The 15,365-nt window shown below is 42.3% G+C and carries 15 protein-coding genes; 1 reads left to right on the top strand and 14 read right to left on the bottom strand.

What is annotated here, in order from left to right; genetic code table 11:
• Window positions 1–156: 156 nt before the first annotated feature.
• Window positions 157–1,191, bottom strand: coding sequence for a polysaccharide deacetylase family protein (locus HZA08_12430; protein MBI5194229.1), 1,035 nt, complete (start codon window positions 1,189–1,191; stop codon window positions 157–159).
• 257 nt (window positions 1,192–1,448) lie between these two features.
• Between HZA08_12430 and HZA08_12425 the strand changes: the two genes are divergently transcribed.
• Window positions 1,449–4,262, top strand: coding sequence for a PAS domain-containing protein (locus tag HZA08_12425; protein ID MBI5194228.1), 2,814 nt, complete (start codon window positions 1,449–1,451; stop codon window positions 4,260–4,262).
• Between the two features lie 147 nt (window positions 4,263–4,409).
• On the opposite strand, the gene HZA08_12420 is transcribed toward HZA08_12425, so the two are convergent.
• The 13 genes from HZA08_12420 to HZA08_12360 form a co-directional block, all read right to left on the bottom strand.
• Window positions 4,410–5,663: a histidine--tRNA ligase gene (locus HZA08_12420; protein ID MBI5194227.1), complete on the bottom strand. Its 1,254-nt coding sequence runs from the start codon at window positions 5,661–5,663 to the stop codon at window positions 4,410–4,412.
• A 216-nt stretch (window positions 5,664–5,879) separates the two neighbouring features.
• Window positions 5,880–6,611 carry a hypothetical protein gene (locus HZA08_12415; GenBank protein MBI5194226.1) on the bottom strand — a complete coding sequence of 244 codons (732 nt, stop codon included), beginning with the start codon at window positions 6,609–6,611 and terminating at the stop codon, window positions 5,880–5,882.
• Window positions 6,612–6,768: 157 nt separating this feature from the next.
• Window positions 6,769–7,017, bottom strand: coding sequence for an ATP synthase F1 subunit epsilon (gene atpC, locus HZA08_12410; GenBank protein MBI5194225.1), 249 nt, complete (start codon window positions 7,015–7,017; stop codon window positions 6,769–6,771).
• 110 nt (window positions 7,018–7,127) lie between these two features.
• A complete protein-coding gene (atpD, locus tag HZA08_12405) occupies window positions 7,128–8,543 on the bottom strand; it encodes a F0F1 ATP synthase subunit beta (protein ID MBI5194224.1) in 1,416 nt (471 codons plus the stop codon).
• 85 nt (window positions 8,544–8,628) lie between these two features.
• Window positions 8,629–9,498, bottom strand: coding sequence for an ATP synthase F1 subunit gamma (gene atpG / locus HZA08_12400; GenBank protein MBI5194223.1), 870 nt, complete (start codon window positions 9,496–9,498; stop codon window positions 8,629–8,631).
• Entirely contained in the window at window positions 9,498–11,015 is a 1,518-nt protein-coding gene (locus HZA08_12395; protein MBI5194222.1) for a F0F1 ATP synthase subunit alpha, read from the bottom strand. Before HZA08_12395 ends, atpG begins: the two co-directional genes overlap by 1 nt.
• 33 nt (window positions 11,016–11,048) lie before the next feature.
• The gene (gene atpH / locus HZA08_12390) at window positions 11,049–11,588 is read right to left on the bottom strand and encodes an ATP synthase F1 subunit delta (GenBank protein ID MBI5194221.1); all 540 of its coding nucleotides are present in this window, start codon (window positions 11,586–11,588) and stop codon (window positions 11,049–11,051) included.
• A 12-nt stretch (window positions 11,589–11,600) separates the two neighbouring features.
• Complete coding sequence (gene atpF, locus HZA08_12385; GenBank protein MBI5194220.1) at window positions 11,601–12,086, bottom strand: F0F1 ATP synthase subunit B; 486 nt, start codon at window positions 12,084–12,086, stop codon at window positions 11,601–11,603.
• A 19-nt stretch (window positions 12,087–12,105) separates the two neighbouring features.
• Window positions 12,106–12,342, bottom strand: a complete 237-nt coding sequence (gene atpE, locus HZA08_12380) for an ATP synthase F0 subunit C (GenBank protein ID MBI5194219.1) — start codon at window positions 12,340–12,342, stop codon at window positions 12,106–12,108.
• 112 nt (window positions 12,343–12,454) lie between these two features.
• A complete protein-coding gene (atpB, locus tag HZA08_12375; GenBank protein ID MBI5194218.1) occupies window positions 12,455–13,234 on the bottom strand; it encodes a F0F1 ATP synthase subunit A in 780 nt (259 codons plus the stop codon).
• The gene (locus HZA08_12370) at window positions 13,218–13,625 is read right to left on the bottom strand and encodes a hypothetical protein (protein MBI5194217.1); all 408 of its coding nucleotides are present in this window, start codon (window positions 13,623–13,625) and stop codon (window positions 13,218–13,220) included. Before HZA08_12370 ends, atpB begins: the two co-directional genes overlap by 17 nt.
• A complete protein-coding gene (locus tag HZA08_12365) occupies window positions 13,622–13,855 on the bottom strand; it encodes an AtpZ/AtpI family protein (protein MBI5194216.1) in 234 nt (77 codons plus the stop codon). The genes HZA08_12370 and HZA08_12365 overlap by 4 nt, the downstream gene beginning before the upstream one ends.
• A gap of 214 nt (window positions 13,856–14,069) precedes the next feature.
• Complete coding sequence (locus HZA08_12360) at window positions 14,070–15,056, bottom strand: radical SAM protein (protein MBI5194215.1); 987 nt, start codon at window positions 15,054–15,056, stop codon at window positions 14,070–14,072.
• Window positions 15,057–15,365 lie beyond the last annotated feature (309 nt).

The following is a 15,365-nucleotide window of genomic DNA, read 5'->3' as shown; positions in this document are numbered from 1 at the left end:
TAGGCGCTCAGATTTCGGTCAGGTTTGAGTGCGACCGATTGAGCAAATCCGAAGGCGTAGTTGAATCTACGCTGAGGGGTTGCGATTGAGGAGCACACAAAGATGGCCGGAAGATGAGATGCATAAATGTATAGGTTATTTCATGACAGACCCTAACTACCGCTCTTCCGGATGTTTATCAAAATACCTTATCCAGTAATTCAGTTCTGATTCAGTGGCCTGTATCCTTGGTATTCTGAGCGGGTCAAATTTGGGATGACCTGGAGGATATACCGGACCGCCGGAGACCATCATTACACCTATATGGCGGTAAGATGTTCCTTCATAATCGCCTTTAAGAAGTGTACTTTTGTCCTGCGGATAAATCCCCATAGGAAGGGAAAGTGCAGCAGGAACATACCCCGGAACGGCCTCCTGTATGGCCTTAACTGCCAGTGCAAGTTGTCGCCTCACACCTTTTGCATCCATTTTTGATAATGTTGCATGCCAGTATGTATGATTTCCAATCTCAAAACCTTTACGAACCAGATAACGCAGTTTCACCTGTGTATATTCCGGTTGATTGAAAAGGCGGTTTGGCGGGTCAGCAGCAGGCAGGACGAAGAAGGTTGCAGCAAGGCCGAAGTCGGAGTGAGCGGCGTAAAAGGATTCGAGGATGCCTGCGGCACAGTCAGGATCTATGCGGTAGCTGGTCTTGTCATCAGAAGATAACCCCATCCCCACCCTGACCCTCCCCTTGAAGGGGAGGGAAAACGAGGCTACCTCACTCTGAGGGGAAGTGATACTCTTTGTACCCTCTCCACTGGCGGGAGAGGGGCCGGGTGAGGGGGCCTTATTTTTAGCATCCTTAGTTATAAATCGTAACTGTCCCGGTGATGAATCATCAAATGTTAATATTAATGGTGTCCGGCCTTTCACTACCTTAACTCTATTTTTCAGAAAATCGTCAAGCCTGACCAAGCTGTAACCTTTATCATAAAACCGTTGAAGGTCTTTTCTGAAATTCTCCGGTGTCCTTGTCCATCTCGCCTCAGGATAACCTATCTTGTGATATTCAAGTATCATAATCTTTCCATTGCCATAATGGTTATCAGTGAGAATACTTTCACTCCTTACTGATATTGATGAAAGGCAAATAAATATAAACAAGAATCCAAGAATGAATCTATGTGTCCCTCTATTCAACGGCATGTATTCCCTCCTATTATATTATCAGTAATGATTCCGATTATAATTTTTGTAAATACAATTGAGGCTCTTGCAAAAGTCTCTGTCATCCCCGAAATCCTTTATCGGGGATATGATTTTCTATTAAAAAATAATAGATTCCCGCTAAAAACATGCGGGAATGACAGCATTTTGGGACTTTTGCAAGAGCCTCAATTATAGATGTATTTTTCTAATTGCTACCGCATATACGGTAATATATAATGTTCATGTAATATTAAATGGATACAAAACCTTCTCATAACAGATTCTCTTATTATGCCGGATTAATATTGTCCTTTGCAGGCATATCCTCCATCATCCTCGGACTTGTTGTTCTTTATGGATGGCATACAGGCAATGATACCATCGTACGTATTGATCCTTCCTTTCCTGTAATGTCGTACAATACTGCCTTCTTCTTTATACTTTGCGGTGCAGGTCTCCTGGGGATGACCTTAGGATGGATGTTATTCTCAACAGTTACAGTGTCCATGGTTTTAATAATCAGCCTTGTCACTATTGCAGAGTATATTACAGGAAATGACCTGATCATAGATAAATTATTCATACACCCTTCCTTACATGAAAAGATACAATACCCAGGAAGGATGCCTCCTAATACTGCTTTAAACTTTTTACTGACAGTGGTGTCTATCTATGTATTATCACTCATTAGAAGACAGAAGGCATTTCGGGTATCCCATTTTATCACAGGAATACTCGGCTCGCTGATAAATACTTTTGCATGCATAACCATCTTTGGATACATAACAGGTCTTACAGGGATTTATAACTGGGGTTATTTTAGCGGGATGGGTATGACTCTTATGGCCTCTGCAGGATTTCTAATGCTCGGCTCAGGTATAGTGGTATCGGCATGGAATGACGGATGGACAGAAAAGGCAGGAACTCCCAAATGGCTTCCTCACGCCATAGTAATATGTCTGCTGACAGTTACATTAAATATCTGGATGGCATTAAATTCTGAATATGGCATTGACTTATACCATCCATTAGATGATGTAATAATGCTATTAGGTGTATTTGCTTCATTACTGCTGGCCGTTGTTGTTTACTTCTACCAGCGATTAAAGATCAATTCAAAGAATGTTGAAGATACAAACACCCATCTGAGAGTTGAAATAGAAGTACGAAAACAGACTGAACAACATCTGAAGAAGGCACAGCAGATTGGAAGGATGGGAAGCTGGGAGTGGAACATTGTCACCAATAACCTTTCATGGTCTGAGAATATTTTCCATATATTTGGATTGGCCTTTTCAGAGTTTGGTGCAACTTATGAGGCATTTCTAAATTCCGTACACCCTGCTGACAGGGATTTTGTTATAAAATCAGTAAATGAGGCTTTGTACGAAAATAAGCCCTACAGCATTGACCATCGAATTGTACATCCTGATGGGACGTTGAGGGTTGTTCATGAGCAGGGAGAAGTAACGTTCGACGATAATAAGCCTGTGATGATGCTTGGAACAGTACAGGATGTTACAGAAGAATGGCTGCTTAGGGAAGATATCCGTAAGTCTGAAGAACAATACCGCACACTGTTTGAAGAATCCAAAGATGGGATATTTACAACTTCCATATCCGGAGAAATATCGGATGCAAACCCTGCATTTGTTGAGCTTATAGGTTATTCATCTAAGGATGAGGTAATCAGGTTATGCACAGTTAAAGACCTCTATAATAATCCTGAAGATAGGAATAAATTTATCACAGAGATAAAAAAGCATGGATTCATAAATGATTTTGAAGTAACTATAAAGAGAAGGGACGGGAAACTTATTCAGGTTTTAGCTACAGCAAACAGCATAGTTGATAAAAATGGCTGCATATTAGGATTCAGAGGGATTGTTCATGACATGACAGAATATAACATGCTCGAACAACAGTTGATTCAGTCTCAAAAGATGGAGGCAGTGGGACAGCTTACCGGCGGCATAGCACATGATTTTAATAATATGCTGACTGCCATGGTCGGCTATATGAGCCTTCTTAAATTGAAATTAAGCGATAACATGCCTCTCACAGGTTATGTTGACAAGGTACTTACCATAACTGATAAGGCATCTGAGCTGATACAAAGTCTAATGATCTTCAGCAGAAAACAGGAGGTAAGCTATAGTCTGTTAGAGTTAAATAAATTTATAAATGAATCCTCAAACCTGATCTCAAAGCTTGTTAAAGAAGATATTGAATTCAAGGTAATACCTGCAGGAGAAGAGTTAATCATTTCTGCTAACAGCGGGCAGATATTACAGGTTCTTATGAATCTTGTGAAAAACTCAGTAGATGCAATACACTCAAAAGGGGCAATATCAATATCAGTTGAGACAATCCTTTTGAATAACGATTTCATGAAGTCTTATGGTTACGGGAAAGCCGGAAAATATGCATGTATTTCTGTAACAGATAATGGTATAGGGATAACCGAAGATTCGAGAAATAAGATTTTTGAACCCTTCTTTACAACGAAAGATGTGGGAAAAGGTACAGGACTCGGGCTTGCTGTTGTCTACGGCATAATCAAAGGACATAACGCATATATTGATGTCACAAGCATGGAGGGGAAGTGCACAACTTTTAAAATATATTTCCCTGTTATTGAACAGCCCTATATTAAAACAGAGCAACTTGCAAAATTATTACCCGTTAAAGGAAATGAAACAATACTGATCGCAGAAGACGACGAGGATATACAGGAGGTTATGAAGAGTGTGCTTGAAGAATCGGGCTATAAAATAATAATTGCAATTGATGGCCACGATGCCGTGAATAAGTTAAGGGAAAACCGCAATGCAATCAATCTTATTATCCTGGATGTTATAATGCCTAAGAAAAACGGCGGAGAGGTTTACAAAGAGATCAGAGAAATATCGCCTCAAATCAAGACCATCTTTATCAGCGGTTATACAAAAGACATCTTTGAAAACCGGGAAAACCGGCAATTCCCGGAAAAAGACTATGTTCTTATGGAAAAACCTGTTAAACCATTGGAGCTGGCAAGGAAGGTGAAGGAAGTGCTGGGGGGCTGAACCAACCCCATCCCCACCCTAACCCTCCCCTTGAAGGGGAGGGAGTCTTTGTTGTGCTTACCTCTCCCCTTGAAGGGGAGGGGTAAATCATAGCACCCTCTCCCACCTATTGCTTAATCTTAATCGTAGTATTAATCTTACTTCTGCTCACTGCTCACCTCTAAACCTTTCCACAATCTCTGTAATCAACACCTCTTCCTGTGTCTTATTCTTCATGTCCCGCAATACCGCTATGCCCTTTGATAGCTCATCCTCTCCTATAATTAGAACAAATCTTGAATTAAATTTATCAGCCTTGCGCATCTGGCTTTTCAGACTCCCGCCGTCGTAGTCAGTGATTGCTGAGATGCCTTTTATATGCAACCGGTGTATTATTTGAAATGCCTTTTCCTGTGCCTTTTCCCCGAGTGCTGCAATGAATACATGCGGTGTTTGTGGTATAACAGAGCTGTTGTCGAAATTGGTGATAATCCTCTCGAATCCTATGGAAAAACCTATTGCAGGTGTGGCTGGGCCGCCGAGGTCTTTAACAAGTGAATCATATCTGCCGCCTGCGGCAACTGCATTCTGTGCACCTAATGCACTGCTCACAAACTCAAATGTAGTGCGGGTGTAATAATCAAGCCCCCTAACAAGCCTCTGGTTAATACGATAAACAACACCGGCAGTTTTCAGGGAATCCTGAAGAAGATTGAAATGACTTAGACAGTCGCTACACAGATAATCAAGTGTCTTTGGCGCATCTTCTGCAATTGGATGACAGTGGGAGGATTTGCAGTCAAGAATCCTCAAAGGATTTAAGTCAAACCTCCTCTGACAGTTTTCGCATAATTGACTCAGCTTATCTGAGAAGAACTTCCTTAATGCTTCTCTGAATGCCGGCCTGCACTGCGGGCATCCAATACTGTTTACCTGTAATTCCACCCCTTTAATATTCAGGGACTTGAAAAACCGGTCAAGCATATAGAGCATTTCTGCGTCTATCCTCGCACTGCTGAATCCGAATACCTCTGCCCCGATCTGATAAAACTGCCTGTAGCGGCCGGCCTGCGGCCTCTCCCTCCTGAACATGGGGCCGATATAGTAGAGTTTTGAAAATGGGGTGGATTGAGAGATATTGTGTTCTATATAAGAACGTACGACTGATGCAGTCCCTTCAGGCCGCAAGGCGACCTTTTTCCCGTCCCTGTCGTCAAAGAGATACATCTCCTTTTCAACAATATCCGTAGTCTCACCGATACTCCGCAGGAACAATTCTGATGATTCTAAAACAGGTATGATAATCTCTGAATAACCGAAGGTATGGAATATATCGCGTGCCTTATTCTGTATATACTGCCATACTATTGCCTCATCCGGCAGGACATCTTTAACACCTTTAATTCCCTGAATTTTTTGCATGAAAAAACTATAACCCCATCCCCACCCTAACCCTCCCCTTGAAGGGGAGGGGACTCTTTATTGCTTACCCCTCCCCTTGATGAAGAGAGAATATTTATTGCTACCTCTTCCCTTTAAGGGAAAGAAAAATCATAGCGCCCTCTCCCTCAGGGAGAGGGTCCGGGTGAGGGTGGGGTTTATCTTGCCTCTTATGTCTTTATTTCTGTTCACTGTTCACTATTCACTGCCGGTTGCCGTAATCATAAACAATCTGCCGCCCATAAACTCACCGACTATTTTGTCTCCGACTTTCAGACCCGACGGCATGGTAAAGTTGTTGTTACGCATGACCATAACGCCTTCATACAGCATCATATTGATCTTTTTCAGGTAACCTTCTTTCACTGTAATAATGCGAAGGGCATTGTTAATCTCTACAACCTCTCCTTCTACTTTTCCAGCCCCTGTTTCATTACCATGGTATATCGTTGTCAGGTCAAAGTTCCTTACAGGATTATTATCAGCAGGCGGCGTACCGGCTGTGACAAATACAATCTCTGCCCCAATTGTGGGACAAATTTCACTGCCGGATGTGTATGTGTACGTCCAAACTTTATATTGAGTGCCTGGTTCCATAGCTGCCTCCGGTGTAATGGTCTCTTTGTCGCCTTCCCATACTACTTTACCCCCAAGTCCCCATTCTGTTGTAAGAAGGGTACCAAGACCATAGCGGCCGCCTGCAATATTTATTGATTCAAGATTGGTTTTATAGTCAAAAACACCTGTTGACATTTTAAACGTGGTTTTGTCCCATGTAAGAATTATTGGAGATGCAGGATCTATGTTCTTTGAATTGTTAGATGGTTGAGAAGATATTATTTTAACTGGTGGGGGACATGCGGCAAAACTGTTAAGGGAAGAGAATAAGAGGATTACTATTACAGCAATTTTATAATTGAATAGTTTCATGTGCCCCCTTAGCTCACCCTCCCCCTAACCCCCTCCCGTCAAGGGAGGGGGAATAAACTTAGCACCCTCTCCCCCGGCGGGAGAGGGTCCGGGTGAGGGGGCCTTATTTTCTTCCTTCTTTTAACTGTTTACTGCTTACCGCTTACTGTTTACTATTTTATGTTATCGAATCTGCAAGAATAGTTACGTTATTTTTCAGCACTTCCAAAAAACCGCCGTTGAGTGTCATTGTGGTTTTTGAACCGGATGCATCTGTAATCTCCAGTTTCCCTGTTTTCAGGCTTGTAATAAGCGGGGCGTGGTCCGCAAGAACACCAAGGTATCCAAGGTCACCAGGGGCAATAATAGAAGTCACCTCAGCTTCATAAGCAATCTTTTCAGGTGTAATAATAATCAATTTAAAAATCTTTGCCATATATACCCGATTCTGTTTTCTGCCTTCTTGTTTCTAACTTCTAACTTCTTGCTTCTAATCTGTTACCTGCTACCTGCTTACTGCTAACTGTTCACTGTCTTTTATACTCCTGCCTTTAACTTCTCTGCCTTTTCCAAGACCTCTTCAATCGGGCCTACCATGTAGAATGCCTGCTCAGGAATATCATCTACTTTTCCCTCGATGATCATCTTGAAGCCCTTTATTGTATCTACTAATTTGACATATTTACCAGGTGTACCTGTAAATGCCTCAGCCACGAAGAATGGCTGTGACAGATATTTCTGAATCTTTCTTGCACGGTTAACGGTCTGCTTATCTTCTTCTGATAGTTCATCCATTCCAAGTATTGCAATAATATCCTGCAGATCTTTGTATCTCTGAAGTATTTTCTGTATATTACGGGCTACTGTATAATGTTCTTCACCAATTATTTTTGGGTCCATAATCCTGGATGTAGAATCAAGCGGGTCAACAGCAGGATAAATACCCATCTCAGAAATAGCCCTTGACAGAACTGTTGTGGCATCCAGATGTGTAAATGTAGTAGCCGGTGCCGGGTCAGTAATATCATCTGCCGGAACATATATAGCTTGAACTGATGTAATGGAGCCCTTATTAGTTGAGGTAATCCTCTCCTGCAGCTCACCCATTTCTGTTCCAAGGGTTGGCTGATAACCTACTGCTGAGGGCATTCTTCCGAGGAGGGCTGACACCTCTGAACCTGCCTGAACAAACCTGAAGATATTATCAATAAACAATAACACGTCCTGATTCATCTCATCACGGAAATACTCGGCAATTGTCAGGCCTGATAATGCTATACGGAGTCTTGCTCCCGGTGGTTCATTCATCTGCCCGAAGACCAGAGATGTCTTGGTTAAAACACCTGACTCACTCATCTCAAGGTATAGGTCATTTCCCTCTCTTGTCCTTTCTCCCACGCCGCAAAATACTGAATATCCCCCATGTTCTGTGGCAATATTCCTGATAAGCTCCATGATGATAACGGTCTTTCCAACCCCTGCTCCACCGAACAGACCGATCTTACCCCCTTTTGCATAAGGGGCAAGAAGGTCAACAACCTTTATACCTGTTTCCAGTATTGTTGTAACAGGAACCTGTTCTTCAAAGGTAGGGCTTTCTCTATGTATTGGCCAGCGATTTTCAGGGTTAGCAACAGGCCCCTTCTGATCGATTGTTTCGCCAAGCAGATTAAATATCCTGCCGAGTGTCTGCTCTCCAACCGGCATAGAAATGGGGCCGCCAAGGTCAAGTGCCTTCATCCCTCTAATAAGACCGTCTGTTGAAGACATGGCCACGCAACGTACAATGTCATTCCCCAAATGCTGTGCCACTTCAACCACGAGGTTAATCCCCTTGTCCTTATCCTCAATCCTGATTGCATTCAAAATCGGGGGAAGGCTTTCCTGCTTAAAACGCACATCTACAGTAGGCCCAATCACCTGCACAATCGTTCCGTAATTCATTTCTCCTATACCTCCTTTTAATCAGTGAATAGTGAATAGTGAATAGAAACAACCTGCTTCTCATCACCATTTACCATTCTCTATTTACCATTCACTACTTCAACGCTTCTGCTGAAGTAACTATTTCCGTTATCTCCTTTGTAATGGCTGCCTGACGGGCCTTGTTACGCATGAGGGTTAGCCGGTCAATCATGTCCGTTGCATTATCAGTAGCAAGTTTCATCGCCATCATCCTTGAGGCACTCTCTGAAGTAAAAGACTCTGCCATTGACATATATATCTTAGTGGAAATATATTTTGGGAGCAGTTTTTCAAAAATATCTTTTACCCCCGGCTCAAATATATACTTTATACCTTCATCCCCATAAGACCCTTTTGTCTCCGCCTCTTTTGGGGGTTCAATATTCAGAAACTTCACCATTGTCGGCTTATATGAAAGGACCGATCGGTAGGATGTATATAACAGATGTACCTCGTCAAGCTCCCCATTAAGATAATAACCTGTGAGCCGGCTGGTAATATCCTCAACCCTCTTATAATCAAGCTTTCCACCCATATCCGTTATCTGATCCAATATCTCGACATTTCTTTTTCTGAAATAATCAAATCCTTTTTTGCCGATGAGTATCAGCTTTGAACTGCCGCTGTTATGCCCTTTTAAAAACGCTTCAGCCTTCAGGATTATATTTGTATTATATGAGCCGCACAGCCCCCTGTCAGAGGTTATCAGCACCAGCCCCCTGTTTTTTACCTCTCTTGCCTCAAAAAAAGGATGGGCAAACTGCCCTGTCTGTGATAACCTGCCGAGCAGCTCTTCCAGTTTTGTGGAATAAGGCTTTGCCTGAAGCATCTTCCCCTCAGACTTTTTCAGCCTTGAGGCGGCAACCATTTGCATGGTACGGGTGATCTGCTTGGTCTTTTGAGATCCTAAAATCTTTCTTCTGATCTGCCTGATAGTAAGCATTAGCTCTTTTTATCCATCCACCTTTTCTTAAAGGAATCTATTGCAGCATCCAGTCTTTTTGCTATATCATCTGATAGCACCTTACTCTTTCCTAATTCATGGCCTATATCAGGAAACTCCTTATCCATAAACTCTATAAATGCCTTTTCAAAACTACGTACATCACCGGCAGGGATCTCATCAAGATACCCCTTTGTACCGGCATATATAATCATTACCTGCTTTTCCAAAGGAACAGGTTCATACTGGTCCTGCTTCAGTATCTCAACCATCCTTTCGCCGCGTATAAGCTGTGCCTGCGTTGACTTATCGAGATCTGAACTAAACTGGGCAAATGCCGCAAGCGACCTGTACTGTGCGAGATTAAGACGAAGGCTTCCGGCCACCTTTTTCATGGCCTTTGTCTGTGCGTTACCGCCGACCCTGGAGACTGAAAGACCGACATTGATAGCGGGCTTTACACCTGCATAAAAAAGGTCTGCCTCAAGATAAATCTGTCCGTCAGTGATGGATATTACATTTGTAGGAATATACGCCGACACGTCACCTGCCTGCGTCTCAATAATCGGCAGTGCTGTCAGCGACCCGCCGCCTAACTCATTCTTTAATTTTGCAGCCCTTTCAAGGAGCCTTGAGTGCAGATAGAAAACATCACCGGGATATGCCTCTCTCCCCGGAGGACGTCTGAGGAGCAGTGACAACTGCCTGTATGCCTGTGCATGCTTTGAGAGATCATCATACATAACTACCACATGCTTACCGTTATACATCAGTTCTTCACCTATTGCACAGCCTGTGTACGGGGCAATGTACTGCATGGAGGCCGGTGCATCAGCAGTTGCAGAAACAATTGTTGTATACTCCATAGCGCCATACTTTTCCAGAATCTTTGCAACTGCAAGGACATTACCTGCCTTTAACCCGATTGCAACATATATACAATATACGCCGGAATTCTTCTGATTTATTATTGTATCTATAAGAACGGTTGTTTTACCGGTCTGCCTGTCTCCGATTATAAGCTCTCTCTGTCCCCTGCCTATCGGGATCATACCATCTATGGCCTTAATACCAGTCTGAACAGGTTCTGTAACAGGCTGCCTCTCAACAACATTAGGCGCCTTGCCCTCTAGTGGACGATACTTGTCGGTTACAATAGGCCCCTTGCCGTCAATAGGTCTGCCGAGTGCATCAACGACCCTTCCGACAAGCGCCTCACCGGCAGGGACACGTGCAATATTCCCTGTTCTTTTAACAGTATCCCCTTCTTTAATGTAAGTATCTTCTCCAAAAAGGATAACACCTACATTATCCTCTTCAAGATTAAAGATCATGCCGACTACGTCGCCGGGAAATTCTACCAGCTCCCCTGCCATTGCATCCTCAAGCCCGTAGATTCTGGCAATACCGTCTCCTACCTGGAGGACTGTACCGACACTTTCCATGTGGAGTTCTGATTCAAACTTCTCCAGCTCCATCTGGATTATAGAACTTACTTCTTCTGGTTTTAACGCCATAATGCTATCTCCCTTTCAAATTACCACTAACCCTTATAAAGCCGACATGGCAGAAGCCATATCCTTAAGCTGTTTCCTTACACTACCATCAATAATCATATTAGGGGTCTTTATAACAACCCCGCCGATTATGCTCTCATCAACATAAAAGGATAATGCTGCCTTCTTTTTCATTATCCTTTCAACAGCAGCATCAAGCTTCTCTCTCAGCACTGTATCTAACGGTGAGGCAGTAAGTACATCTGCCCTGTGGATCGTCTTCTCAATATCATAAAGCCTCTGATACTCCTCTGCAATCTCTGTAAGGTAAGCGAGCCTGTATTTTGTTCCAAGCAGTAGAACAAAATTTACAGAGGTTTGGGAGAGCAGCGGAGATAGTGTCTTTCTGACAAGTTTAAATCTTTCTTCCTTTGCTATATGAGGACTTTCAAGGAACCTCTTGAGGTTAGGGTTTTCATAAAGCAGTTTCCTAAGGAATATAAGCTCCTCAAGTACCTTGTCCATCTCACCTGTTTTCTCTGCTACAGATAGAAGGGCATTGGCATATCTTTCAGCAATAATTCTGGATTTCACTTTTGTCTTACCTTACTTTACACTTTCCAGATTTTCTATAAAACCCATCACCAGATTTTTATGCCGGCTGTCATCAAGGTCCTCTTTCAGAATCTTCTCCGCCGCTTTTATAGCAATGTTTGCCATCTGGCTCCTGAGCTCCATCCTTGCCTTGGCTACTTCAATCTCTATGTTCGCCTTAGCCTTCTCTATTGCCTTATTTGCATCTTCCCTTGCCTTATCCTGTATCTCTGCCGCTATCCTCTGCCCCTCAGAAATAGCCTCCTGTATCTTCTGCCTTGAATGATTATCAATGTCAGCAAGTTTGCTTTTATAATCTTCTTCGAGCCGGGCTATTTCTGATTTTACACGTTCGATAGTATTAAACTCAGAGGCTATCTTATCCCTTCTTTCATCAAGAAGAGACAGGAGAGGCTTCCATGCAAATTTCTTTAACAGAAAAAGGAGTATTATAAAGCCGAATGCCTGAGTGAGTATCTGTTGAATTTCAAGATTCAATTCTCAATCCCTCTTTTTATTATCCGCCAATTTTACCTTGAAGAATCAGAACAGTTAATAGTGCATAGATTGTCAATGCCTCAATAAAGGCTGCTCCTATGACCATTGCTGTCTGGATCTTTCCTGCTGCTTCCGGTTGTCTGCCTATAGCCTCCATAGCAGCACTAACCGCCTTCGACAATCCAAAGGCTGAACCTATCGCTGCTAATGAAAAACCTATTGGTAATGTTAACCCTAACGCTGTTTGAAAGTCCATCGAACTCTCCTCCTTTCCTAAATGTTGTTTTTATTCTTGCTTCTACCTTCTTGCTTCTTGCTTCTGACTTCTTACATCTGCTGCCTGCTTACTATTCACTATTCACTGTCTTTTAGTGATGTTCCTCCTCATGCGGCAGCATAGACATTATATAAATTGTGCTCAACATGGAGAACACGAGCGCCTGTATAACACTTGTTATAATAGCCAATAGCATAAAAGGGATCTGAAACGGCAGACCGACTGGGGTCTTCCCTAAAAAGCTCAGTGCTACAATACCAAGCGATACAAAGACACCGATAAGTGAGTCCTCACCGAACATATTCCCATAAAGCCTGAGGGAGAGACTCATAGGTTTAATAAACTCTTCCACTACATGCAGAGGGAACATGAGAGGTATAAAACAGTAACCTGTGATATCCTTTGGATTGCCGAGCAGATGAAAGAAATATCCCCCAATCCCATTCCGTCTTATGCCGGTGTACTGAACATAGAAAAAGACAGTTATGGCTAACCCTACTGTTGTATTGAGGCTGGATGAAGGCGCCTTTAATCCTGGAACTATTCCGCATATATTTAACATAAAGATATATATAAAGAGTGTGCCTATAAAAGGTGTAAACGCCCTGCCATGATGGCCTAACACCCCGTGTGTAATATTATCAAGGCTCTCAAGCACCATCTCCACAAAATTCTGCCATTTCCCCGGCATCATGGCCCTGTGCCTTGCAGCAAATCTTGCAAAAACCGCAAGGGCAATAATAATCAACCCTGAGAAGAAGGCATTCTCATTATGATGGAGAAATTCAACAAAAGAATTCTCCTTAAAAAGCTCATGCAGGAGACTAATTATATTGGCAACTTCCGGTGTTGCGCTATGCGCCTCTGCCATACCCCTTGGACCTTTCTAAAGAAACCCCGCCGGTTAAATATCCACCGACAGCTCTTAGAATAAATACCATTAATAACAAAGAAAAACCTAATATTATCCCATAAAGGGAAACATGCGTATACTTTATGACAATATAACCTGCTCCAAAAAGTGCAGGAAATTTCAACATGTCTGATATAAGACCGCGTGTCTTTTGTGACTCATTAGACGGGACAAGATAATTTGATACCTTAAACAATAAATAAACATTAATAATATTCCATATTGCCCCTGCCAGAAAACCAAGGGTAAAGTTTGTACCAAGATACAATTGCACAAATGGGGCAAAAATAATTGTAACTACTAATGCTGTTTTTAATGACCTTATTATAAAATTATGTCCTATAGTCATTTAATATTTTTCCCTGCCTTAATTATTGTTGCAATTACCTGCCGGATACTTGCGGCTAATCCAAAGCCTGTTAATATAGCCATCAGCCACGGTGTTGTGCCGAATTTTTTATCTAAATAACTCCCTGCAAAATACCCTATTGCCGGTCCTGATAATAATAAAGCAGGGATAGTAGTAAGTAACCCTATCTGGCGGGTAAAACGGTATTTCTCCTCATCCCCGTTTTTCACCAACGCCCCCCTTACTGCAAAAATAACCCCAAAATCTAACATCTAATAATCATGTTTGTCAACACTTTTCTTTTTTCAAAAAAATAATTTGTTTTTTTAATCTTATTAATAAAGGGATTGCTGTAGATACCCACGTCAAAAGGGTTTCAAACAGACTCGGACTTACAAATAATGAAGACCCTGTAAAAATAGAAAAGGACCTGATAATGTTGCTTTATATTTTAAAAGGTTCTTCTCTTTCAAAATCAGGGCAGTAATAATCTTTGCTTGAATAGTCCTGCACCCAGCCGTTTTCAAGATGATACTTGTCAAGCCATTCCAGCACCTTTTCATATTCACGTTCTCTTATCGGTCTTGAAAGGAGCGGGTATTTTCCTGCTTTGTGAGCAGGGAAGTATTGGGACATTGTGCTCAGGTATGTTACTCTTCCAATCTCTTCACTGATAAATTTAAGGCTCTCCCCGCTGTCTGAAAGGTCATTGGGCAACACGAGGTGTCTTATTAAAATGCCTTTTACAGCAATCCCATCTTCATCAATTACAAGGTCCCCCACCTGCTGTTTCATTTCTATCAAAGCGGCCCTGTTATGTCTTACATAATCTTTTGCCTTTGAGTATTGCCTTGCGTACTTGTTATTGCTGTATTTTATATCCGGCAGGTAAATATCAATGATACCATCAAGCAGTTTAAGGGTCTGCAATGAATCATATCCGTTAGTGTTGTATACAAGAGGGAGCCTGAGTCCCTCCAGTGCCGCAATCTCAACGGCCTTAACAATCTGTGCAGGGAAGTGTGACGGTGAGACGAAATTGATGTTGTGGCACCCCATAGACTGAAGCTCAAGCATCATTTCTGCAAGCCTGTCAATGCTGACCTCGTTTTTCTTTAATGAACTAACAGGTTGAGAAATCTGGTGGTTCTGGCAGAAGACACATCGCAGGTTACAGTTCCCAAAGAAGATTGTGCCTGAGCCCCTTGTCCCGGACAGCACCGGTTCTTCCCCAAAATGGGCACAGTAACTTGATACTATAGGGAGATAACCTGAACGACAGAAACCATGCTCATCTCTTGTGCGGTCAACACGACAGTCTCTGGGGCAAAGGGTACAGTCTGTCAGAATATCTTCAAGTATCGCCGCCCTCCTGCTGAGTTCGCCTGAATGGAGGAGATTAAAATATGATGGAATGTGGGATGTTCGCATATATATTGTTCAAATTTATTTTATCAGAATACAGATGTTAACGTAAGCCTGAAATCTGCGAGATAAGGGGATTCAAGGGCATCCGCTTCATTGGTTCTTTCTCATTTTGAGTGGGTAAACCATCTTCCGTAATGAATAACATTTTCTTTTTCCCCTCCCTTGACGGGGAGTATAATGCTCCCCATTGTCAAGACAAAAAAATGGGTTTATTAAGGTGGATCATTTTAACCTGCACTTGTTATAGTTGAACCCACTATTTCAAAATATATCTCCCTTGGGGTTCTGTATCCAAGAGACTGATGTAGTCTT

This window comes from Nitrospirota bacterium (genome assembly GCA_016212215.1).
Lineage (GTDB): Bacteria > Nitrospirota > 9FT-COMBO-42-15 > HDB-SIOI813 > HDB-SIOI813 > JACRGV01.
Note: the sequence above shows the minus strand (reverse complement) of the source record. Positions and strands in the feature narration are given on the sequence as shown.